This is a genomic window from Paenibacillus sp. 1781tsa1 (assembly GCF_024159265.1).
In the GTDB taxonomy this organism is placed as follows: Bacteria; Bacillota; Bacilli; order Paenibacillales; family Paenibacillaceae; genus Paenibacillus.
In genome coordinates this window covers 1,221,150-1,245,554 of sequence record NZ_JAMYWY010000001.1, presented here as the reverse complement: position 1 = coordinate 1,245,554, position 24,405 = coordinate 1,221,150, and the positions used below count along the sequence as shown (strand labels likewise).

The following is a 24,405-nucleotide window of genomic DNA, read 5'->3' as shown; positions in this document are numbered from 1 at the left end:
AAAAGATCTCATCGGAGTGAACCTTCACTTGCTGCCTGGGAAGCCTGTTTACGATATTCTTTGGGCGAGACGCCAATATGTTTTTTGAAACAAAAACTGAAGTAATTGGGTTCAGCAAAGCCAACTTGCTCCGCAATCTCAAACGACTTCAGCTCTGTCGAGCGAAGCAGTTCACGCGCTGCCTCCATTCGGATCTGCATCAGGTATTGCAGGAAGGTAAGTTGCACTTCTTTTTTGAAAATGCCGCAAAAATAACCGGAGCTGATATGCAAATGCCCGCACACCTTCTGAATGGACAGGTCCGGGTCGGCATAATGCTCTTTGGTAAAAACTAACGCCTGCTCGACAATATCCTTGTATACATGCTGCCGTCCGCTCGCAATGCGATGTTGTACGAGTAGACAGACCTCCTGTACCTTCTTCTGTGCCTCAGTAAGACCCGGCAATCGGAACAAATCCGCATACAACTGGAACCCTGCACCAAAGATGTCTTCCATCTCTTCTCCTGATGCCTGTGCTGCCTTCCATACTGTTGTTAATACTTCAATTAGATAGAGCTGAATATCACTTCGCCCATGTTCCACTGTAATTTCCCGGAAAATGATCGCAAGTGCTTCCTCCAGCTCCACTTGTGTACCCGCCTTTAGGCAACGTGTCAGCGTCTGCTGCTTCAACTCGTCGAACCGCAGCTTGCCCGCAGTCTGTCGCTCTACATCCGCGATATATATGATAGAATCCGTTCCGGGCACAAGCCGATAATCCAATGCCAACAGGGCATCTTCATAGGCCTGATTCACCTCCGCAAGTGTATCCACAATCTGACCAGATCCCACCGTAGCGGGGATACGTAAGTAGTGATTGATGCTTCGCATCACATTTTCCAAAGCCTTCTGTTGCCGCTTCGCTCCATCTATACCGCCCGAGCGATCCACATAGAGCAGGACAATCGTCTCCTGATGCATAAAGGCATGACCAGCCCCGTGTTCCGCCCAGACCTCTGCCGCAATGTTAAGTGCCGCAAAGCGTTTCAGTTCAGCATCTTCCGATTGACGCAATGAGCTTCCGGGAACGGATACCTCAGACTGATACTGATCCGCTTCCTCAGATGTTGTTAGGTTATGTCGCTGCGGAGGCTCGTTGAATGCTCCCTCAGGTTTCTCCTTTTGCACATCTCCTTCCATGTGCAGTGTCAATACGGACACCCCATAGCGTTTTCCCGTCAGATCCAATCCGCATTGTTTAGCTTTACTATGAATATATGTCGAGGATTTCTGCCGATGGAGCAAGGTCGCCATCAGATCTGCCTGCAATAACGGCAAGCTGGTATGATAGTGCTCACGCAGTTGCTGTACATCTTCACGCTCGGCCACTTCAGCCGCCATCTGGGCGCGCAGTCTTGTGAGCAGTTCGGTGAGATGTCCTGCCGAGAACGGCTTCAATAGATATTCATCCACACTTAACGAGATGGCTTGCCTCGCATAATCAAATTCATCATATCCAGTCAAAATGACTACCTTCACAAGTGGATTTCGCTTCCTCAATCTTTGCGCGAGTTCCAAACCATTCATGAAGGGCATGCTGATATCGGTCACCACAATATCCGGCTCCACCCGCTCCGCCATCTCCAATGCTTCCCGCCCATTCTCAGCCAAACCGACAATCCGCAGATCGAGCGCTTCCCAATCGACCTCTACAACAAGTCCTTCGCGCACATCTTCTTCATCATCCACCAGCAGTACCCGGTACACGTTCGGATTCCTCCTTTTTATGATGGGCCGTATGCCCTAACAACTGATATATGTGTGATATTGTGAATCATTGGATTTCTTATTGCTCACCGAGTTTATGCCAAAAGCTAAGGGCTCATGTTAATCAGTCCCGAGGGTGCCATCATAATATACAATATTATCAGGAATATGTAATCGCTTTCTTTATTAGAGGGTAAGGCAACCCTGTCGGGCAGTGCCTAAGTGAAATATGAAGGATAGTATATGAATGCTAAGGGTAGGTTAAAGTAATACAAACACGGGAATTTCGAAGAGCTTCTAATAAGAGGAGTTTTAATTCTAACTATCATTTTGATCCTTTTTCTTGTTTTCACCGCTGATTCGTACTTAATGCTTTCACATAAATCATTGTCGTATCTGGATTGGTGTGTCCCATCATCTCCGCCAAACGGTGCAGTGGCGTATGCTCTGCCATGGCGTAGCCAAAACGATGACGCAGGTCGTGTGAACTCAGTCCTTCCAGCCCTGCTGCAATCATTACTTTTTTTATCAGATGGCGCAGTGCTCTCTCTGTTAAACGATCGTTTGTCTTCTCCGAAGGAAAAAGGTAAGCACGTTCGGTAGCATGATCAGATAAATACTGATTCAACAATACAATACACTGCATATTCAAAGGGATTTTACGCTGCCGGTTGCGTTTATCGGCTCTCACTGTCAGGTAACCACTTCGTCTACCAAGTTCGATATCATGAGGCGTAAGATTGCATACCTCCATCGTTCGCAAGCCTGTGTGAAACATAAGGGTCAGGATGGTCTGATCACGAAGGGAGTTGCCGTACTCCACTGCCGCGAGGAACGCCTCTTCTTCTTCGGAAGTCATTCGGCGTGGACTAACTTTGTCTTCCGGAATGAATTTTAATGCTTTGGAAGGGTCATGATTGAGTCTGGATTCCAGGACAGCCCATTTGAAAAAACGCTTCAGCGTAATCAGCCTCCGGTTAATGGTGGCAGGCTTCAATAACATAACCTTGTGTGAATCTTCACGATAATTGACTAAAGTAGATGTATCTATGTCTTCAATTCGCAATGTAACCTTTTCCCCGAGCAGGGTGCTTTCCTTGTACCATTCGATAAAGTGCTTCAGATCACTTGCATATTCCTTCACGGTTTTGGGATGCAATTCATCCTCATTGGCAAGCATATGAATGAATTCTTCTATCGTCGGTTCCCGCTGCACCGAAATCCCTGATGACTGATTCATTAGAAATTACCTCCAAATCTTGACTTATATTAGCGGACATGGTATTATAATATTAATCGATACATTAGCGGACATCAAGTCTGTGGTTTAAATGCACCAGGTGAGTGTCAATTTTTAATTATACTCGTCATAATGATCGGCTAAAAACTTATTTTTTGGAGGAATCACATGCAAACAGGTACAGTGAAATGGTTCAACGCGGATAAAGGATTCGGCTTTATCGAAACTGAAGAAGGAACAGACGTATTCGTTCATTTCAGTGCAATTCAAGGTGAAGGTTACAAATCATTGGACGAGGGACAACGCGTTCAATTTGAAGTAACTCAAGGTAACCGTGGACCACAAGCTGAGAACGTTACTAAACTTTAATTATATGAAAGCTGCCTTATTAATAAGGCAGCTTTTTATTTACTCATAGGTTGTACAGCAAAGAATTTCACACCCCAACAATGAAAGCGAGGTATTCCCCATGGATAAAGAACAATTGATCACAGAAGTAGCTAAGGCTGGCGGTTTCTCCAAGAAGAATGCTGAAAAAGCGGTAACCGTTGTACTGGACTCAATTCTTGAAGCTCTCAAAGAAGGTAAAGAAGTTCAACTGGTTGGATTCGGGAAATTTGAAGTACAGAAGCGTGAGGCAAGAACGGGAAGAAGTCGGAGAACAGGCAAAGAAATTCAACTACCTGCAGGTAAAGTTCCTGTATTCACAGCAGGTTTAAGCATGAAAGAAGCTTTAAATTAAACAACGCAACAACCCATTGAAAAGAGGTTTTTATTCAAACACACAATGATAATATGGATTTAAATGTCGTGTTTACTACCGTTGATGATATCATTAACTTTTATTCAGGCAAACAGACAAACACGGATCATGCAGAAGCTCATACTCATTTAAAGCCCCCATCAGTAAAGTCTGATTGTACCCTACGACCACCCACCCGCTAAACTAACATTTCATCTTGGACAACAAGAGGCCCTGATCCGCTCAAAACGGTCCAGGGCCTGATTTGCTTTGGTTAAATACACTTCCTACTGCCCTACTTGCTGTTCAAAAGTCCGCGTAATATCTCTAGATCATATGTAGAGACCAGACGATCCAAATGCGTATCCAGCCATTCTTCATCCTGATCCCACCACTTTAGTTCCAGCAGCAGTGCAATCGTTTCTTCATCAAAACGCTTTTTAACAGTCTTGGCTGGATTACCACCAACAATGGTATAGGGTTCAATGTCCTTCACAACGGTTGAATTGGAGGCAACGATTGCCCCGTCTCCAATCGTGATACCAGGCATGATCGTCACATTCTGTCCAAGCCATACATCGTTCCCCAGTATCGTATCACCCTTATATGGAAGCTGCTCGAGTGTAGGTGTCACGCGCTCCCATCCTCCACCGAAAATGTTAAAAGGATACGTCGTCATGCCCTCCATCCGATGATTCGCGCCATTCATAATGAATGTCACACCTTCCGCAATTGCACAGAACTTGCCAATAACCAGGCGATCACCAATAAAGTCATAATGATGTTGTATCCGGTCATAGAATTGCTCTGGCGGATTGGTGTTATCGCTATAATACGTATAATCACCGATGTCCACATTGGAACGTGGCGGCAGGTTTTGAATGTAACATACGCTGCGGATATTCTCATTTGGGAAAAGTTTTGTTTTATCAGGAGCCATATTGTAGTCCCTCCTTTTCCTTATTGTAACAAATTTAAATCTTAAAAGGACTAAGTGAGGTCTGCAGCTCTGAGGATACATCGGACAAGATAGCCGCAGATGCTTTGATCTGCTCTACCGACTTAAGCTGTTCGTGCACTGAACCCGCTGCCTGTTGTGAATGGTTACTGGCCGTCTGTGCATGGCGAGCGATCTCATGTACGGAAGCCACAATCTGCTCCACGCCTGCGGACATCTCTTCACTCGTTGCCGCCATGTCTTCAATCTCGGTAGCCATATGAAGGTTCGTATCCCGGATCAGACTAAAGTTTTGTTCCGTTTCCCGGGTCAAGCGCAACCCTTCCTGCACGTCGTCTTTCACTCTCGACATCGCCGAAAGGGATTGCTTCATATCTTGTTCCATGGCTTCGACCAGTTGTTCAATACGATCTGAAGAATCGCCTGCTTGTTCAGCAAGTTTACGTACCTCGGTAGATACTACAGCGAATCCCCGACCATGTTCCCCGGCTCTTGCCGCTTCAATGGATGCATTGAGGGCGAGCAGATTCGTCTGATTTGCAATCTCATGAATGGTGGAAACCATCTGGCTAATCTGTGCCGACTTCCCTTCCAGCAGACGAATAACTTCATCCGTTCTGATAACAGAGGATTCAATCGTAGACATCTGCTGAACGGTAAGTTGCACCGCTTCACCTCCGGTTTCTGCCTGTTTACGTGAATACAGTGCCGACTCGGAAATGCTGGAAGCCTTGTCTGCCATGCGTTGTACGCCTATAGCGACTTCTTCCATCGCCTGCAAATTTTCTTCCGTACTGACCGTCTGACGCTCGGCTCCCTGTGCGACTTGTTCAACAGAGGATGCAATCTGCGCCGATTCTTTGGCTGTTTGATCCGCAATCTTCAGGAGCAGCCCGGTCGAATGCTCTGCTTTCTCCGCAGCTTGAAGTCCACCCTGAATGATCATCTGCAGATTGCTTCTCATCTCATTGTATCCCGTGCCCAGCATGCCAATTTCATCTTTGACGTTATCGACTACAGGCTGTGTAAAATCACCTGTGCCCGCCCGCTTAATTGCCACGGATACCCGTTCGATCCTTACTCTCACCCTGCGAACGTACCACAGGATCAGGGTAATTGCGACCAACATTGCGAGCAGGAATACGATCAGGAATGTCTTGAGGAACGAGGAGATAATCACATCAATTAATGATTGAGAAGCACCAACATAGAAAATGCCGATAATCTCCCCAGATGCATTCTTGATGGGTTCATAGGCCGTTTGATATTTCTGACCCACAACCACGGCTTCACCGAAGTATTTTTCCCCTTGCTGCAAAACGGTCTGGGCAACCTCTTCCGATACCTTCGTGCCAACAGCACGCTTCCCATCCACCATAACATTTGTTGCAACACGTTCGTCACCTCGGAAGATCGTTACCGTGTCCCCGGATGCTTGTCCAATCTCATCCACCAGTTCAAAGTTGCCTTCCAATGCAGTATCTCCCTTGAATAACTGACCGTCTTTGATGGCCCAATCTCCTGGATACTTATATGTAATGATATGATTCGCCATCTCCAAATCTCGCTTCGCCTTCTCTGTAGCGAATGTCGTAATCCCCTGTCTCATCTCCATGATTACACTTACCGCCACAGCTGAGGAGAAGACGATAAATATACTGATAACGATCAAACTGATTTTGGTACCGATGCTCATGCTTCGCATGTGTGTGAGCCACCCTTTTCCCTATGTAATTGTGGGGATATTCAAGCCAATTTCGATTCCTTTTCGAATATCACTATAGTCTTATCGGTAGGAGTGTTCACAATATTTATAAAATTTCAGTGACATTTGTCACAGTTATCAAAAATTAAAATCAAAGTTTTTCCGCTTTCTCCGTAATTATGTGAGAATGATCTGCTGGTTGGAAATTAAATATCAATCTGGAACGATAAATTGGATAAGATGAAGCGGATGGGCACGAGATGTAACCATGCTAGAGGACGAACCTTTAATGAATCTTAAATCAATGATTCACAACAAAAAGTAGGCCATCAGGCTACATAAGTTGAACTATAAATGTTACACCTTATCACTCCGATTGCAGTACCATTTTCCGATCGCTCTTATCCCCAGATTTTCATCATTCCCTTTGTTTAAGGGGAAAATCCGGTGATAAAGGCGAACGCTACGCTTCTTCAAATTGGTTCTGCACTCTCCGTTTAGGTGTAAAATTGAGCTTCAACTTATATGTACGCCTGCCAGGCTACTTTTCTGATCCTTTATAACTCGGTAACGGTCACACCTTCTGCTTGGTAGTAGTCCTCATTCACGTTGTTTAGAATGTTAGCCTTTAGCACAATGCCGACTCCGGCAAACAGTCCGATTCCATTCGCGTTACCTTCGATTCGGTTATTTTCAATCAACACATTCTCGGGGTTCCCTTCGCCAATATTGCCAGCTCCAGCATCGCCTTTGTCGCGCTCAAGCCTTACGCCCCAGTATCCACTGGCAGTATTGTTACGAATCACATTGCCGCGAATCACCGTACCCGGTCCATTCAATACTTTGATTCCTGTCGCATCTGCAATCGTGGTTGTATTCTCAATGAGATTATCCTCAATTAGAGTATCAGGGGTACCCATCGTCACCGAAATACCGATCCGGCTGTTCTTGATTGTGTTGTCATGAATGTAGTTTCCTTTGCCAGACTTGCTGTGGTTGCTGGGCGCTGAACCCCCTGTATTGCCAAGCCCAATCCCTGCACCTGTCAGCACATCCGTAATGACATTGCCGGAGATTTCATTCAAATACTCCAGTTCACCATGAAGATCAATGGCATCCAGCTTGGTTCCATTAAATGTATTGCCGCGTAACACGTTATTGTGAGCCACAAACTGAATCAGTGCTCCATGTCTGAGATAAGGACCCTCAAATGCACTGTCCTCCACCACATTCCACAACGTATCATTATCAAAGCCGAGTCGATCGGTCTTGGCCGTTCCCTGAATCGAAATTCCGTAACCTGAACCTCCAGGACCCAGATCTGTTGCATTGCGGAAGGTTGCATGCTTCACAACCACATCGCGGCTGTGCTCAATTCGGATAGCCATTCGTTTGAACTTCTCCACAATTACGCCGTCAATCGTAATGTCATACGATGGTACCTCGCCATAATTGGCGATATGAATCAGACTATCCGGCCCCCCTGCGGAGGGATTATTGGATTGATGATCAGTCGTGTAGCTGCCGGACCAGGATGAAGTTAGGGTCATGTTGGATACGAGAATGCTATTCTGAGCTGATGCCTTCAGAACGGCACTGCCCGTCACCTGATCCAGCGATGTCTGGAGCACGGTTCCTTCACGGCTCTCCCCTCTCAGATTCACCCCGGATTTGAGCATCAGGTTGGTGGTTCCATCCGGCCCGGATAACAAATTGTACACTCCATTGGGTAAAAACACTTCATCACCCTCGTTAGCCTCATCAATGGCGGCCTGTATTGCTGGTCGGTCATCACTCGTGTTGTCGGCAGGATCTGCTCCATATTCGCGTACATCAATTGTACGTCCGGTCATGGCATGTGGAGCATGGACAGCATGTGGTGTGCCATCTGTTTCCGTCAGACCTGGAGCGATAAAGGGCATCGTCCCTTCAGGCGGTTGTGGCACGACGTATGGAATCAGAGCCACAGGTGTCCCTCCCCCTGCAAAAGGGGTATACAGATGCACATCGGTCAGACTTGTGTAAATACTTGCATCGGAATTGCCATGCCCGGTGATCCGTACATAACGTGCAGAAATGTCCGGGATATCAAATGCCTGCATTTCGGTTGTATCCCCACTGCTTTCGCCGTTGAATACCTGGGCCCACTGCTCACCGTCAACAGACGATTCCATCTCAAAAAATGTCTTTCGGACGTCCCCTTTGTAAAAACCAATCCCCACATAACCCACTTGCTGAACCTGACCCAGATCAAATGTGATCCATTGTCCCTCTCCGGCAACAGACCAGCGTGTATAGCTGTTATTGTCGAGAGTATTGGTCGCCAGGTTGCCGTCGCTGCCACTTGCCGTGACGGAAGCCACAGGCAGGGACGATACCGGAACCGCAAGGGTGATCATATCGGTTGATAAAGCACTGCTGATATTGCCCGCCTCATCAATTGCCCTCACTTGAAACGTGTACGATGTTCCACTTGTAAGTTCGCTGTCACGAAATGACTGTTTACCTTGTTCAGCCAGCAGGACTCCATCTCGATAGATCCGATAGGCAGATACAGCCGTATCATCGTTGGCCGCTGGCCATCTCAGTTCCGCAAAATCAGTCCCCCAGTTGCGAATTTCAAGCTCAGCCCCCTGCTCCCATTCGGGTGGCTGTGTGTCACTTCCATCTTCAATCAGTGAGATGACTGCTAACTGTGGACGCGGATTGCTCGTTCCGTTTGCTTCCTTGGTGTATACGTTCACGGAAACACCCGTTGATTCCGCATCCGCGAGCAGAAATGCCACTTTCCCAACATCTGCACGTTCCTTCACATAATCGGTTACATCCACTTCATAGACGGCCGGGCTTCCATTGCGATCTGCCGTAACCTGGAATGTGCCCAGCAGCGAACCTTCGCTCAGACTTTGGACCGGAGCATTCGACCAGGTTAACGAAGATTCGTCCCAGTCTGTTTCATTCAAACCGTACAGAGACAACTTGGTATCGATATTTGATGTGCCTTTCTTGGCAGCAATCCGCAATCGATACCGATCTCCTTCCGGCTCATTTCCGGACATATTAAATTTGAAGTACACATATTTCTTGGTCGATGAAGTGGAAGAGATGCTCAGTAATCCGTTGCTGGAGCCCGTGGCCTGATTGAAATTCAGGTCAGGCTTGCTGCTGTCAATCGCCGCATCGTCGCTTGGCAGCTTACTGGCGATGACCTTTTCAATCAACGGTTTTTCTTCATGCACTTCTTCATCTCCAGGCGAAGTGTTTTCAGGATTGCTTTTGAAAATTATGGGCTCCGTAACGATCCGATTCTTCACATGTTCATCCAGGAAGGCCCACGCCTCTGCATTCGCAGTCTCGGAAGCCGTTCCTGTAAATCCATGGCCCTGACCGGGTACGACTTTCATATCCACAATCGGCACACCCGCAGATTGAAGCTGTCCCGCGAAAGTAACACTGTCGGTATAGGGAATGGTAGCGTCAGCATCACCGTGCCGTATCCAGAACGGTGGATCATCCGGTGAAGCATAGGTGCCCGGCATGGCAAGTCTGGCCTGTTCCGGTACATCGAATGCACGGTGCCCGCCAAGCAGAGCCGTGACCGAGCTATAGTTATTGGCAAATGTCGTCGTAAAATCAGCGGGTCCATACCAGTCGGCGACCGCCTGCACTTTGTCGGAATACTCAGACCATCCGCCGGAACCTTCCAGATCAGGTACATCTACCGTCACCCCTGTATCGAGCTCTACAGTGTCACCAGCGACCATGTCCCCTGTTGTGCCGAGCAATGCAGCCAGATGTCCGCCCGCCGATGATCCCCAGACACCAATACGGCTTGGGTCCAGATTGTACTGCTCTGCATGAGCTCGCAAGTATCGGATAGCAAGCTTTACATCCTGAATCTGGGCAGGGAAAGGTGCCTCCGGTGTCAGCCGGTAGTCCAGAGATACACCGATGTAACCACGTTTGAGTACATAATTGCATATAGAGTTCAATGCCTGCTTCCGATCCCCGTGGTTCCACCCACCTCCGTGAATATAGATCATGACTGGCATCGGTTCAGCTGTCGCTGTCTCGGGAACGGCAATGGATGAATACATCGAGCGCCCACCAGCCGTACCGATCTCCACATCCTCGTATAAAGTTACTCCTTCCGGTGGCGTAAATTCAGTATTCCCCTCTCCAGGTGGTACTGGGGAGGGGGCAGGCGTTATGCCGGGAATAGCCTGACCGTAAATGGCAACATTGTCGATATACATGTTGGCCTGCATGGCATCTCCTGTCCGAAAACGAATTTTAACCGTGCTGTTATTGTTCGCTTCCGAACCCAGCGTCCAGCTTTTTAGCGTATTGCCTTCCTTGTTCTTCAGGTCCGGGGTGCCCGGGGGAAGTTCAAATGTCTCCAGCGTTGCCCAGGATGTACCACCATCCTTCGACCATTCGATAATCACACTTCCACTTATATAGGAGGAAGCACGCGTGTAGTAGCTCAGCCGAATATTTCCGTACCCAGATAAGTTTAGAGGCAGTGCAAGCGCATCGGTTCCGTCCATCTTGATCATATTGGGCAGCGAGGGAGCTGTGGTGGAAGATGACGTCTTGGCCTTGCTTCCTCCTCCCCCTTCCTGGAGCCAGGGAGCTCTCAATGCAATTCCGCCTGTAGAGCCAAAATTGTCCGGATCATCAAAGTTTTCCGCGTAAATCTCCAGCTCCGGGCCCTGCGGCTCCGGGACGTTTTCTCTTTCTTCCTGTGTAGTGTTACGAATAGAACTAGGAACAACATCTTCCATTGCCCGAACTTCATGCATGGGAACGATGGTGCCGTTAATGAGAATCATAGACATGCCAACAAGGACAACGCGCTTTTTCCACGTTTTGAACAAATTATTCACTTGTATCCCCTCCGCACGGTAGTCCAATCTCCTGACGTTATACCTTTGCGATTGCTAATGGTAATCATTACTTATGCCGAACAATTCTAGCGACGCGGTGCGGACACGCCTTCACCCTTATTGAATTTCTCGGTGGCTTCTTTGATTGCCTGATCGCCGCCTTTGGATTTCCATTCCTCTACCACTTTCGGCCAATCGGAGATCGGCTCCTTACCATAAACCATCTTAATCATGTGTGTGAGCAATACCTGAGGAGGTGTATCCGAATTGGGAGCAATATCGGGATTCTGTACAAAAGCTTCCAAACGCGGATCAAAGTTAATGCCATCCCGACCTTCTTTGGCTAAAACCGTATCGTAAATATTCATCAGCTTTCTGCCTTCTTCTGTCAATGATAGGGAGCCTTTGTTGTATGTCGTGTCCTGTACGAACCACAAGAACGATTGACGGTAACGCTCTTCGTCCACGCCAGCGGAATCCGTTGGTGCTGTATATGAAATCACACCATTATCCTCTGTGTAGGTCTCTCCTTCTGTGCCGTACGTGAAGAATTTCTCCGCTTCGTCGGACACCATCCAATTAAAAAAGCGGATAATGGAAGCCGGATCGGCCGCATCCTTATTAATAAAGTAGGCACGTGTCACCGGACCGTACAGATAATACCCTCCCTTTCCGTCCGGGCCGACAGGGGAAGGGATAATCTCGATTTTGGCATCGGGAACCGACGCTTTAATCTGCTTCTCCCACTGGATCAGTTCGTTGGCATTCATGGACCACATGCCCGCTTTTCCAGAGAGGATCGTATTTTTGAATACGGTGGAGTTGATGGTCGCGAACTCTTTGTTAATTAGCCCTTCCTCGTACATCGTCTTATAAACCGTCAGGGCTTGCTGCATATTCTCGTTATCCATGAACTTCGGTACAATCTGGTCACCCTGCTGCTCCATCATGGACAGGAACTGCTGCACATCATAGGCACCAAAGAAGGTATCCGCATATTTAAAATCCTCACGCCCCATATATGGATTCTCCACGCCAAGCTTTTTAAAGGCGCGCAGCACTTCCATTGTCTCCTCCACCGTGGTAGGCACCGGCAATCCGGTTTGATCCAGCAGATCCTTGCGAATCCAGGTTGCCCGGCGGGATGGATTGGATAAATATTCGGGGATGGCATAGATCTGGCCGTCATGGGTGACCTGGTCCCAGGCTTCCTTCGGCACGGCTTTCAGCAAATCTTGCCCATACTGTTGCAGCAGCTCATCGAGCGGCTGGAATACCCCAGCTTCGACTGAGCCGGCCATCTCCTTGCCGTTGACGCCGCCGTCACCCTGCACCACATCAGGAATATCATTGGTCGCAAACATTTGGACCATTTTCTGCTCATATTCCTTATGAGGCACCAGGACAATTTTGAGATCGGTATTGGTCAGATCCTCCAGCTTTTTCACCCATTTATCCTGGTTGATGTCGGGCGACTTCTCCACATACGTATACGCCAGCGTTCGCAGTGACATGGAGAACCTCGTCTTGCCGTCTCCCCCATTCTCACCGGATTTCGCCCCGCTTCCAGTGCTGCATCCCGCCATGACGGTTGCCGCCAGCAATAGCGCCATGCCTGTGACCATCCACTTTTTCATGCTACCCCTCTTTTCATCCTGATTTAGATTTAGGTACCACTCATTGGTGAAGCGCTTTCATATAGATGGTAAAACATCCCCACCGCCTGCAACAATGGGGATGTTTTAGATGAGATTGCGTTTTCTTTAGGTCAGCACTTACTAGTACGTCTTGGATACCTCGATCTTCTTCGTTACACCATTGTCGGTAAAATAAAGATGGATGCCGTGATCCTGGTCATCGATGAAATAAGGGACATACTTCGGCTCCTCAATCTTATATGGTACAAGCAGCGTTACAATGGTATGACTTGTTGCAGGGCGTGTTTCCGCGCTTAGATGATAATGTCTATCCAGCCCTTCATACTCTGCCGGGTCCACCTCTGCGAATTGATTCGTCTGGCTGAGCGACAACTCACCGGAGGAAGCATATACAAACGTCCCTTCAAGCCCCGCCTTAGTACCGTTTAGACGGAAGCTCTGCCCTTTCAGCTGTAACGGGTGTAGTGCATGGAACAGCCATTGGACACTGTCCGGCTTATCCAGATCAATGTGGTCCACAATAACGAAGTACGATGACTGCAGAAAATGAATTTCCCGTACAACACGCTTCACATGCGGTACGGTGCTGGCATAGGCATCGGTCGCCAACGCGCGCACATATCCATCGCCATCCCGCCAATAGGCATCTTCGATCTGTCCAGTTGCGGCCATATTCAGCACCTTGTTGTTCTCGGCATACTGACCTACTCCGCCAATCAGCAGATTATTTTTGGAGCGTGTCTGCCTGCGCCATTCCCGGTGAAAGGAACTTCCATGCGCGATATAATAGCCCGTATCCGCCGCAAGCGGCTCACCGAATGCATGCAGGGTAAAGCTGTTCTGATCCGCATGGCTGTGGCTGATGGAGCCGTAACGGCTCGACTTGAGCAGCAGCATGACATGCTCATCCGGATCGTCCATCCGGTGATGCATCGCTACCCATCCCACATCCCGGAACCATTTGAGCGGCTCGATGTTCACAGGTGACTCTTCCTCCACCTGCGGATAATCGTGGCGATATACCAATTCGTCAAAGTTAAAATCCCACCAGCCGTAGTTATAAAAGGCTCCCTCTGTCCCCGGGTCGGATTGACGTACACGCTCAAAGTACCACTGGTACCAGCGGTTGCCTGTAACACCTGCCAGTTGGCGCACAAGATAGCCTGTTTTCAAATTTACCGGGTCACCCAGCGTAGACTGATCTCCAAAGCTGGCGCGCCGTGCATCAGGCGGGTAAACGTAGAACGGAAAATCCCCGGTACGCTGGAAGAACGGCCGACGGAAAAAGTCGATGCCCGCATAGTTTCGCAGCAGATTCATCGCTTCGGTCACGTAAGCCATACCTGTTGTCCAGTACATCGGACCTTCAGCCCAACCTCCATCACTTCCTCCCCAGGGGGAGTACAGACAGGCATAATAATCGATCGCATAATCCAACCACTCTGCAGCCTGCTGCTCCTCATGCATCATGGCCATACAGCAAGGCACAAGCACGGAAGACAATGAACGAATGGCATGGCTGTCGTAAGGCACATGATGAATCTTTGAGCGGACCATCACATGCTGGGTTACCTGTTCTGTCCGCCGCAGTAAACTGCACCTTACCACATCTTGCTCTTCACTGTTCAACTCATCATGCAGCCAGTCATAACCCCAAGCGAGCGCCGCTGCGACCCGAAAAGCCGCCTCATCGTTATAATCGCGGGAGGTCGTTCCCTCGGTATCCCAAGCCGCCACATGCAACAGCCAGGTTTTCGCCGCTTCAAGCAGCCGTTCGTCTCGAAGCACCCGCCCAGCGATACTCAGATGACGAATGGCATATAACACTTCCTGACAGTCAATGTACATTTGTCTCCACAACGTGGCGACACGTTTGTTCTCCGGGTAAGGCAGCGGTTCACGAATGGGCTCACGGTTTGCCCACGGTTCCACGGAATTTGCCATAAACACATCCCAGCCGCAATACGTGGAATCGGACGCAACGCCATCGGCAAGAGCATTCAGTCCACGCTCACCAAGCCACAGCCGTGGGTGAGACGTGTCTGTGGAAACGTATCGCTGTGCCCGGGAAGGTAGAGGTGTCTCCGGTAATCCCGCTGGGACCATAAACCGCCTCACCTCACTCCATGCCGACATTTCCCCGTGCTTCCTTTGCGAGGGATGCCCTTCGGCTTCACTCCCTTGCTTCCCCTGAGAGACATCCACGTCCGCTTCGCTTCCTTGCTGCACTGAATGATCTATAAGCAGCGCATATCGCCAATAATACTCCCCAGGTTCAAACACCCGATCAGGCGTGAAAAAATTATACGGGAGCGGCGTATAGGTCATCGTCTCTTCTTCCTGAAAAGAAGGGCTCGCCGATACTTGCAGCAGATAGGCATTCTCATCCTCCTGCTGTGCCGCCATCCAGGTAAACCTTGGCGGATTCTCTGCCAGAACGGTATGCTCGTCAGGGGCATAGTCCACATGGAACGGCCCACTAATGGGTTGGTACAACGGTCTTTCTGCAAGCTTCCGTTTCACTTCCATCGTATCGTTCCCTCCTTATCGCAATGATGTAGCCTCAACGCATGTACATTCCGCCATTGATCTCAATCGTTTCTCCGGTTATAAAAGCACCCAGCTCGGAACACAGGTACAGCGCCGCACCTGCGACATCATCGGGAGTCCCTTCCCGTCCAAGGGGGATGCTGCCTACAGCAGAAGTTCGGCCTTCCGCCGAGGTGAACGTAGCATGGAACGCAGTCTGTCCGATGAAGCCCGGTGAAAGGGCATTGACCGTAATCCCGCCAGGAGCCAGTTCTTTGGCAAGTCCTTTGGTTAACGCCATGACAGCCGCCTTGGATGCTGCGTAAATAGCTGCACCCGGCCCGCCACCATTATGAGCCGCTACCGAGGTCAGATTGATAATTCGTCCGCCGCCAGCCGCCTTCATGCCAGGAATGACCGCTTTGGAGACAAAGACGGCGCTCTTCAGATTGACATCCATAATCCGGCTGTAAAGCTCCTCGCTCATCGTTTCAATAGGGCTCCGCTCCACCAGATGCCCCGCATTATTGATCAACAGGTCAATCGGACCGCCGAAACGAAGCGTGATATCCCCAACCATCGATTCTATGGCACCCATATCGGTCACATCGGCCTGAAATGCCGCTGCTTCACCACCAGCATCCCGAATCGCTGCCACGACCTCCTCCGCCCGCTCCATATTATGCAGACCATTCACAGCCACCTTTGCCCCACAGCGAGCCAATGACCCAGCAATAGCAGCGCCAATCCCTCCACTGGAACCTGTTACCAATGCAATTTTGTTCTGCAAGTTAATATTCATGTTTGATCTTCCTCCCTGTTATTGGTTTCAATTACTTTAAATCCGCTTGCTGTGCTGATCCGCCGGAAGTGCCATCGTAATGGTCGTTCCCAAGCCTCGCTCACTCTCAAGCATCAAGCCATATGTTTCTCCAAATACCAGTTGAATCCGTCGATGGACATTCATAAGACCGATGCCTCCGCGATGGTAGACATCATCGGAATCTTCTCCTGCCAGACGATTCAATTCCAGACGGTCACGCAGCTTCTTCAGGCGTTCCTCGTTCATGCCCATGCCGTTATCCTGCACGATGACAAGGAAGCGATCTTCCAGGCGCCGAGCATCGATGCGGATATAATGACCAGGCTCCATGCCTTGCGGAAACGCGTGTTGTAACACATTTTCCACCAGAGGCTGAAGGGTGAGTCGAACCATTTTTTCCAGCAACAGATCCGGTGCAATGATGACCTCCACTTCAAGCTCCCGATCCATGCGATGTTTCATGATGGAAAGGTAGGCCAGCACATGCTTCAGCTCATTGGCAACCGTAATTTCCTCCAGATTAGTCTGAATGGAATAACGGAGCATATGGGCCATCGATTCCACCATCTGTGCAATTTCTTCGGAGTCCTGTACAACGGCGTAACATTTGATCGTCTCCAGCGTGTTGTAGAGAAAATGCGGATTGATCTGCAACTGGAGCGCCTGAAATTCCGCACGGTGTCGTTCCAACGCCTCCTGCTGCAGCTCAATTTCCGACTTCTGGCGGCGCAGCTCCGACTCATATACACTCTCAATCATGTCCGACAAACGGCTGACCATCAGATTATAGCTGCGGATCAGCACACCGATCTCATCGCGCCTTTCCTTCATCTCCACCTTGTTCCAGATTCCCTTCTCCGTCTGTCTCATTCCGTTCATCAGCACCCGAATGGGTTCCACTTGAGATGCTCCGATCCGATACGCCACAACAAGCGCAGCGAGCAATGTCCCTGCACCAACCCATAATGTAGCTGAGCGAATCGTTGCAATCGGCCTTTGAAGCTCCGACAGCGGCACGGAAGCGACAAAGCGCCAGCCCGAATAGGCAGAGAGTTCCGATATAAACAGCCGTTTGGTGCCATCCGTGTTCTGTTCCAGTGATCCTGCCTCCATGTGCATAAGTCTGTCCACGGTGCTGGATGACATCACGGTTTGCGCCTCCTCGGCCCCAGGAAGATAGATCACATTTCCGTTCTGATCCATCACATACTGATATCCCCCTTGACCGAGATCGAGTTCTCCCCAGATGTTGTCAAGCTCAAGCACATTCACTTCCATCGCCAGCACTCCATTTGGTGTATAGGAGGACATCCCCCTGATCCGGCGTGCAATCGTAATGACACTCGAACTCTGTCCACTGCGAATACTGCGGGTGAGCAACGTCGATTCGCCATTCGCAGGGGTTGCAGCGAGCAGCTCCTTATACTGTTGTGCAGCATCGATATCGGGTATGCCCGCTGAATTCTGGTTGTCATCGATGACAACTCGCCCGTTCTCCCCGATAACATACAGGAACTTGATCTGTGGATATAACATAAATACAGGCGGGAACACGTTCCTTTTAATCTGACGGCTGTACTCGTAATAGGCATAACTATCCTCCGAATTCATATCGAGGAAATGCTTCACACTTCCATTTGAGAGGATGGAGTAGGTTGAGCGATCATAATTTTGCAAATAGAGGTCGGTCTGGTACGCCGTATTACGCATCGTTTGAGCGATGTTGTCCGCCAGCTGGTCGTTCATCTCAGTCGAGGCATAGGTGTAGGTAAACAAGCCGATAGCAGACAGGGACAACGTAATCACGATGGCAAAATGAAAGAACAGGCGGATCGACAGGCTTCGCTTCATCATTCAATGCCCAACTTGCTACGGTATTCGGACGGGGTCAGTCCGGTAATCTTCTTGAATGTCTTGGTAAAATGGGGATGATCCGCATACCCCACTTCGTAGGATATATCCGTAATCCGGTTGCCCGGCTGTTCCAGCATGCGTTTGGCCAATTCCATTTTGCTGCGTATCCGGTATTGGATAAAGGTCTGACCCGTGGTCTGCTTAAACAGTTGGCTGAAGTAGGACGGGTTCAGTCCCAACTTGGCGGCAATCTCGTCCAGTGACACTTCCCGGCGCAAATGCTGCTCCAGATAAGCCTTAGCTTCTTCCACCGGATGCTTTCGCTTGCCGCTGCGCTTTTCCTTGATCGTCTTCATTATCGTCTGGATTTCGTTGCCCATAGCCTTGAAGCACTCTTTCGAGGAAGCGCTTTCATTAATCTGACTGGACGTACTCATCGTTCCGTTTCCCCGTGCATTCATTCTGGCTACAATCAATTCCAGCAATTCCTGAAAAAGTTCCGCTGTCTGCTCAGGCATCAGGGCATATGCCGGATAACGATCTGACCATGCTGCGAGCAACTCCGTCACATCGGATTGCCTAAGCTCCCATATCGCCTCTTCCAGACGCATCGCCCAATCGTTCAGCTCCCTCACGGGTACAAGAGAAACCGTAGGCTTATCCTCTTCGGATGCCAGCAATTTGAGCAGCAGTTCATTAAGCTCCTCTCGTCCCACAGGTTTCAGCAAATATCGCTTTACCCCATAATCCATACAGGCTCTTGCATATTCAAAGTCCGAATAACCGGAGACCACAATAATGCGTATCGTACTGCCTTGCTCGGATAAACGACGGCAGAGCTCAATACCATCCATCGTTGGCATGCGGATATCCGTAAACAGGATGTGCGGCCGAAAGTCCTTCACCACCTGGAGAGCTTCTTCCCCATGTGCAGCCTGCCGAATCTCACAGTCGAACAGTCCCGCTTGTTTGATCATCTTCGCCAGACCCATTCGAATCATCGGCTCATCGTCCGTAATCAAGATTCTGAACATCGCCATTCCCCCGTTTCCGTCAGATCTGTATGTTTCTTGTACTTAAGATTTGACGGAGCCGACCATGATTCCTTTTACAAAATGCTTTTGCAAGAAAGGGTAAATGATAATGATCGGCAAGGTGGCGATAATAATGGTTGCCATTTTGATGCCTTCCGGCGATGTATGCGCAAGGGTGCTATAGACGGCAGAACCTGGATCGACGGAAATATCGTCACTTTCAAACAGCTTCTTGAGGGTTACCTGAATCGGCCACCAGGCCGGATCATTCAGATAATAGAGCGCAGTGGAATACGCATTCCAGTGGCCCACGGCATAGAAAATGCCGAGTGATGCCATGGCCGGTTTGGACAAGGGGATGACGATACGCCAGATAATACCGAATTCCCCACAGCCATCGATACGAGCAGCGTCTATTAATTCACCCGGCAACTGTGCGAAGAACGAGCGCATTACAAAGAAATTAAAGGCGTTAATCGCTCCAGGCACAATCAGTACCAGTGGATTGTTGACCAGATGCAGCTCCTTCATCAAGATAAAGTTCGGAATGAGCGGCGCCGAGAATACGACGGTTACCAGGACAAACATGACAACGAGAGAGCGTCCCTTGTACTCTGGACGAGACACAGGATACGCAAGTGATGCCGTTGCAGCGAGATTGACCAGCGTCCCGAACAGCGTCACCCCAACCGATACCGCAAATGCCCGCCAGAACGCAGCATCCCCGAATACATATTCGTAATTGATCCAGGTAAAATCAACAGGCCAGAAGCTAACTTTTCCACCCATGATCGCTTCCGAGCTGCTGAGTGATTGGGCCAGCACATTAATGAAAGGCAGAATCATCGTCAACGAGAGCAGCGTTAGAAAAACGAGATTGCCAATGCGAAATATACGGTAACGGACACTGGGGGTACGCATAGAACTCGCCTCCTAATACAGGCTTTCGCCGGTTGTTTTTTTGCTGAAGAAATTACCGAGTAGAACAAGCATCAAACCCACGACCGACTTGAACAATCCGATGGCCGTTGTATAGCTGTATTGCTGTGAGAGAAGTCCGGCTTTGTAAATATACGTATCGAGAATTTCACCCGATTCCAGATTGAGCGGATTCAGGAATACGAACACACGCTCAAAGCCCAGATCAAGGAACTTCCCAATGTGCAGCAGCAGCAGGATCATAATCGTCGGCAGCAGGGATGGCAGAGTAATCGACCATATTTGCTTCAAACGTCCGGCTCCATCCACCTCTGCCGCCTCATACAGATCGGGATTAATGCCGGCAATGGCAGCCAGGAAAATAATTGTCCCGTACCCGGAGTCACGCCAGATCCCGGAACCGATCAGAATGGAACGAATGTACGAGTCTTCTCCAAGGAAGTAGATCGGTTGCATCCCCAGAAATCCAAGTGCCTTGTTCACCACCCCGGCGTCCATCGAGAAAATACCCATGAAGATTCCGCTAATAACAACCCAGGATAGAAAGTGAGGCATGTATACAATCGTTTGCAGCAATCGTTTAAACACAATCATCCGTACTTCATTCAGCAGAATGGCCAGTAGGATCGGTACCGGGAATGCAATTACCAGATCATATAATCCGAGCAGAAGTGTGTTGTTGAGAATTCGTAGAAAGTCATAATGGCTGAACATCTTCTGGAAATGCTCCAACCCTACCCAATCACTTCCGGTGATGCCTTTGAAAATGTTGTAGTTCTGAAAGGCAATGATGGAGCCAAACAGAGGCACATATTTGAAGAGGAAAAAATACAGGATGCCCGGTACGGAGAGCAGATATAGGATCCGGTATCGCCACAGATAACGTCCTGTATCTCCGAGCCGAGTGCCCAGACCAGACGAGTGAAGTCTGGCTGATCCCCGGCTTGGCGGCGTAATGTCCGCCGGCTTCACGTCTTCTCCCCTCCCTGCTTCTGTGATTGCATGGCTTTAAAATTATCAGGAACGTTCTCGTCCCATGGAATTTCATTGAATTCAACGGAAATATAATCCGGCTCACGGTCGATAATACGCGAGAGTTCGCGTGTGAACACCTCCACAATTTCCTGCTTTTGCTCATCCGTCCTGCCTTCATACAGCCTGATCGTAATTTCTGGCATCCGAGTTAAGCTCCCTTCAATACTTAATGTAAACGCTTTTACAACTTTATCTTAGCGCTCCTGTAGAAGGGCAACAATGGACTGTCTTTTCGTTCTCTTGTGTTTTCTTTAGGTCATGACAAGTAAGCCCAAAAAGCCCCATACGAATGGGGATCTCTTGGAACATAATATTTTATGGATATAAAGTAATTAATTTCATCTATCTCACTAGAACCTTGCATTAACAAACGTAATAATAAAGATCGAAAACGAAAAACACGCCCACAGAACCAGTACCTTAGAACCATTTTTGCACAAAAAGCTAATATTAATATGACTTTATAACGATATATTCTACGAAGTAACTTACCTGGGGGTCCTATAAGTGAAGTAGAACTTGTAACAATGCAAGAAGCACACTGCATCATAAGAGAATGTCACGTAACCGAAGTAAAAATCAGAATTATAGAAGTTGTACGATAACAATTTCCCACTAAATATTCGTTAGATTACATAGCGTATAGCATCCCATCCAGGTATAGTGCATTTTCATATTTGTAGAAGGAGTGAACCATCTTGTTTAATAAGCTTCACTGGAGTACCATGCCTTTCTTTATCAAAAATTTGGTGATTTCATTCGGCAGTATCACGTTGATTGGTGTAATCCTGATTACTGCTGCGTATCAATTGCAGAAAAACATCCTGGTTGAACAGTTGCACGACCAGGCTACCGTCATCACCCAGAAATGGTATGACGATCTCGACACTGCCAAAGTGGCAGAAGCGGCTAAGGAAAAAAGCTACACCGGTCCTGTACAGCAGGAAATGAAAGCTTATCTCGACTCCATCCATGAGTTCTATCCAAACATCGCACAGGCTTACATTTTCGGTTCAGAGCTTGAGCAAGGAAACGGAACGTCCATCATCGCCATTCCAACGAACCTGTTGGAACCATTCCAAGAAGGTAATCTGCCCGCAGGTGCCATGTATCCGCTACCTCAGAATAACGTCGTGGTTCTGGAACAGATGAAAAAGGACGGGAAGCCTGCTTTCAGTGATTTCTACACGGACGAGTACGGAACTTGGACCACTCTGATCTATCCGATTAATAACGCAGATGGCTCCATGTACGCTGCTCTTTACTTCGATGTTGATGCAAGTGCCGTTCCAAAAGGACTTAAGGAATTGCTTACGTACGGATTGATGTTCCTTGTCGGATTCCTAATCCTGTTTATGGTATTGCAATTCATATTGCTGAAAAGAACGTTGCTTCCAATCCGCAACCTGATGAAAGGTATCGAAGAAGTCAGCACGGGTAATCTGGACGTAACTATCGATACCGGGCGAGATGATCTGGGTATCATCAACGAGAAGTTTAATGCGATGATCCATCGATTCAATACAACGATCTATAAAGTACAGAATACTTCGCATCACCTCTCGGAATCTTCCAAACAACTACTGGGCATTTCCGAGAAGAATAATGTTAATATTCAATCCATTAGCCACAACATCCGGGAAATATCCACTGGCCTGGTGTCACAGGACAAAGCCACAGTGGAGAATGCACGCGCCATGACAGAGATGTCAACGGTTGTACAGACCATTGCCAGCAGTTCAGCTGATGTGGCAGATGAAGCACTCAGCATGGAGCAGCGCTCCAGCACGGGTAATGTGGTGATGCAACAAGTCATTGAGCAGATGCGCTTGATCTCGGGTGCAGTGCAAAATACGTCAAACTCCATTCAATCGTTGGAAAACAACTCGAACCAGATTAGTAACATTGTTAATCTGATCACGGAAATTGCCGGACAAACCAACTTGCTGGCACTCAACGCTTCGATCGAGGCTGCCCGCGCAGGCGAAGAAGGAAGAGGTTTTGCCGTCGTTGCAGGCGAGGTACGTAACCTGGCAGAGCAATCCCAGGAATCAGCGAAGCAAATTCGGCAGTTAATTGAAGAAATTCAGCGCGATATCATGCAGTCTTCCGCGGCGATGCAATTGGGTTCCAAGGAAGTCACCAAAGGCTTGGAAGTTACCCAAGAGACTGGCGTATTCTTCGAGAATATTCTGACTGCTACGAATAAAGTTGCAAACCAGATTCAGGATATCTCCAGTTCTACCGAAGAAATCTCGGCAAGCACACAAGAAATGTCTGCCACAGCTGATGAACTGTCTGCCAATGTCAGCAAGGCAGCAAGCAGCAGTAAACAAATTGAGCAGTCCATTGAAGAGCAGGAAGCCTCCATGGCTGCCATTGTGAGTGCCTCCGATGAACTCTCGGTTGTATCCGAGCAGCTGCAAGAACTGATCTCATTCTTTAAAGTACGAGCAGAATAAAAGCCATACGAAACAGCTAACAAGAATTACAACATAGTAAAAAACCAAGGCTCATGAGTGACTAACTCGAAGCCTTGGTTTTTTTGTTGTTAGCAGGATAGGTAGATAGTTTCTCTACTTCCCTTTATCATATAGATGAGAAAGCATATTTAAACAGTCCATAGTATAGAGGTCCAATCGCGACAACTAATGTTATGAACATCCAAACTCTTCTTGTCATCATCGGTAATCCATCCAAAATTTCTTCCCCTTCGTTATCCTTTAAAAGCATCGCGAATAATACATCCCATAACAGAGCAGTCACAGTAATAATTTTCCACCAAGAAGGATTTAAAATAGCTGTTTCCGTAACATATCCTAGCAACCCTATCCATGTAATGACGGATACGACAAAATCTATCTTGCTGAGTTTTGACTTATACTTTCCTTTAATCAGATACGAGAGTGATGCTGTACCAAGCAAACCAAGATAAACCGTCCACAAAACGTGTTCCATAAATATTCCTCATTCTTTACTGAATTTTAAAACTCACTGTTTCTTCTTCATCCCTTAGCTATTATAGCTATTCACCTCTATAACGGATATATCCGACCACTCTCCATATTATAGAAATCCTTGCTCTGTACACCTCACTACTCACTTCTGTTGTCATTTCCGTGTCCACATTATGACAATAATCACATCCACCTGCCTTGTCCAAGTGCTACATTTATTAACGACCAACTGACCGTAATAGTAAATCGGTCACTCAATAAGTTACCTTACCCATTATCCTTTCAACCTACAAG

General features: G+C 48.3%; 17 protein-coding genes. 3 read left to right on the top strand and 14 right to left on the bottom strand.

The genetic code is table 11. The features are described from left to right. Nucleotides 1–8: 8 nt before the first annotated feature. Nucleotides 9–1,748 carry a response regulator transcription factor gene (locus NKT06_RS05465; RefSeq protein WP_253431007.1) on the bottom strand — a complete coding sequence of 580 codons (1,740 nt, stop codon included), beginning with the start codon at nt 1,746–1,748 and terminating at the stop codon, nt 9–11. 349 nt (nt 1,749–2,097) lie between these two features. Further along, nucleotides 2,098–2,988, bottom strand: a complete 891-nt coding sequence (locus NKT06_RS05460; protein ID WP_253431003.1) for a tyrosine-type recombinase/integrase — start codon at nt 2,986–2,988, stop codon at nt 2,098–2,100. 168 nt (nt 2,989–3,156) lie between these two features. Between NKT06_RS05460 and NKT06_RS05455 the strand changes: the two genes are divergently transcribed. Both NKT06_RS05455 and NKT06_RS05450 read left to right on the top strand, forming a co-directional pair. After that, nucleotides 3,157–3,357 carry a cold-shock protein gene (locus NKT06_RS05455; RefSeq protein WP_017690333.1) on the top strand — a complete coding sequence of 67 codons (201 nt, stop codon included), beginning with the start codon at nt 3,157–3,159 and terminating at the stop codon, nt 3,355–3,357. Between the two features lie 100 nt (nt 3,358–3,457). Then, complete coding sequence (locus NKT06_RS05450) at nt 3,458–3,730, top strand: HU family DNA-binding protein (RefSeq protein ID WP_169480336.1); 273 nt, start codon at nt 3,458–3,460, stop codon at nt 3,728–3,730. A 295-nt stretch (nt 3,731–4,025) separates the two neighbouring features. Here NKT06_RS05450 and NKT06_RS05445 read toward each other — a convergent pair whose 3' ends face one another. The 11 genes from NKT06_RS05445 to NKT06_RS05395 all read right to left on the bottom strand — a co-directional run bounded on the left by NKT06_RS05445 (nt 4,026) and on the right by NKT06_RS05395 (nt 21,297). Beyond that, entirely contained in the window at nt 4,026–4,670 is a 645-nt protein-coding gene (locus NKT06_RS05445; protein WP_253430983.1) for a Vat family streptogramin A O-acetyltransferase, read from the bottom strand. Between the two features lie 34 nt (nt 4,671–4,704). Continuing rightward, nucleotides 4,705–6,393 (bottom strand): methyl-accepting chemotaxis protein, encoded by a 1,689-nt coding sequence (locus NKT06_RS05440; RefSeq protein ID WP_253430980.1) that lies wholly within the window; start codon nt 6,391–6,393, stop codon nt 4,705–4,707. A 557-nt stretch (nt 6,394–6,950) separates the two neighbouring features. Beyond that, on the bottom strand, nt 6,951–11,282 hold the full coding sequence (locus NKT06_RS05435; protein ID WP_253430977.1) for an alpha/beta hydrolase fold domain-containing protein: 4,332 nt from the start codon (nt 11,280–11,282) through the stop codon (nt 6,951–6,953). A gap of 86 nt (nt 11,283–11,368) precedes the next feature. Next, nucleotides 11,369–12,919, bottom strand: a complete 1,551-nt coding sequence (locus NKT06_RS05430; RefSeq protein WP_253430974.1) for an extracellular solute-binding protein — start codon at nt 12,917–12,919, stop codon at nt 11,369–11,371. A gap of 141 nt (nt 12,920–13,060) precedes the next feature. Beyond that, nucleotides 13,061–15,469 (bottom strand): DUF4962 domain-containing protein, encoded by a 2,409-nt coding sequence (locus NKT06_RS05425; protein WP_253430971.1) that lies wholly within the window; start codon nt 15,467–15,469, stop codon nt 13,061–13,063. 34 nt (nt 15,470–15,503) lie between these two features. Next, on the bottom strand, nt 15,504–16,271 hold the full coding sequence (locus NKT06_RS05420; RefSeq protein ID WP_253430967.1) for an SDR family NAD(P)-dependent oxidoreductase: 768 nt from the start codon (nt 16,269–16,271) through the stop codon (nt 15,504–15,506). A 36-nt stretch (nt 16,272–16,307) separates the two neighbouring features. Beyond that, nucleotides 16,308–18,146 carry a cache domain-containing sensor histidine kinase gene (locus tag NKT06_RS05415; RefSeq protein ID WP_253430964.1) on the bottom strand — a complete coding sequence of 613 codons (1,839 nt, stop codon included), beginning with the start codon at nt 18,144–18,146 and terminating at the stop codon, nt 16,308–16,310. Beyond that, nucleotides 18,143–19,180 (bottom strand): response regulator transcription factor, encoded by a 1,038-nt coding sequence (locus NKT06_RS05410; RefSeq protein WP_253430961.1) that lies wholly within the window; start codon nt 19,178–19,180, stop codon nt 18,143–18,145. Before NKT06_RS05410 ends, NKT06_RS05415 begins: the two co-directional genes overlap by 4 nt. Before the next feature lie 42 nt (nt 19,181–19,222). After that, the gene (locus NKT06_RS05405) at nt 19,223–20,101 is read right to left on the bottom strand and encodes a carbohydrate ABC transporter permease (protein ID WP_124117211.1); all 879 of its coding nucleotides are present in this window, start codon (nt 20,099–20,101) and stop codon (nt 19,223–19,225) included. Between the two features lie 12 nt (nt 20,102–20,113). Then, the gene (locus NKT06_RS05400) at nt 20,114–21,031 is read right to left on the bottom strand and encodes an ABC transporter permease (protein WP_253442400.1); all 918 of its coding nucleotides are present in this window, start codon (nt 21,029–21,031) and stop codon (nt 20,114–20,116) included. 56 nt (nt 21,032–21,087) lie between these two features. After that, the gene (locus NKT06_RS05395; protein WP_253430959.1) at nt 21,088–21,297 is read right to left on the bottom strand and encodes a tautomerase family protein; all 210 of its coding nucleotides are present in this window, start codon (nt 21,295–21,297) and stop codon (nt 21,088–21,090) included. A gap of 582 nt (nt 21,298–21,879) precedes the next feature. Here NKT06_RS05395 and NKT06_RS05390 point away from each other — a divergent pair. Continuing rightward, nucleotides 21,880–23,616: a methyl-accepting chemotaxis protein gene (locus tag NKT06_RS05390; protein ID WP_253442399.1), complete on the top strand. Its 1,737-nt coding sequence runs from the start codon at nt 21,880–21,882 to the stop codon at nt 23,614–23,616. 127 nt (nt 23,617–23,743) lie between these two features. On the opposite strand, the gene NKT06_RS05385 is transcribed toward NKT06_RS05390, so the two are convergent. Further along, the gene (locus tag NKT06_RS05385) at nt 23,744–24,112 is read right to left on the bottom strand and encodes a hypothetical protein (RefSeq protein WP_253430956.1); all 369 of its coding nucleotides are present in this window, start codon (nt 24,110–24,112) and stop codon (nt 23,744–23,746) included. Nucleotides 24,113–24,405 lie beyond the last annotated feature (293 nt).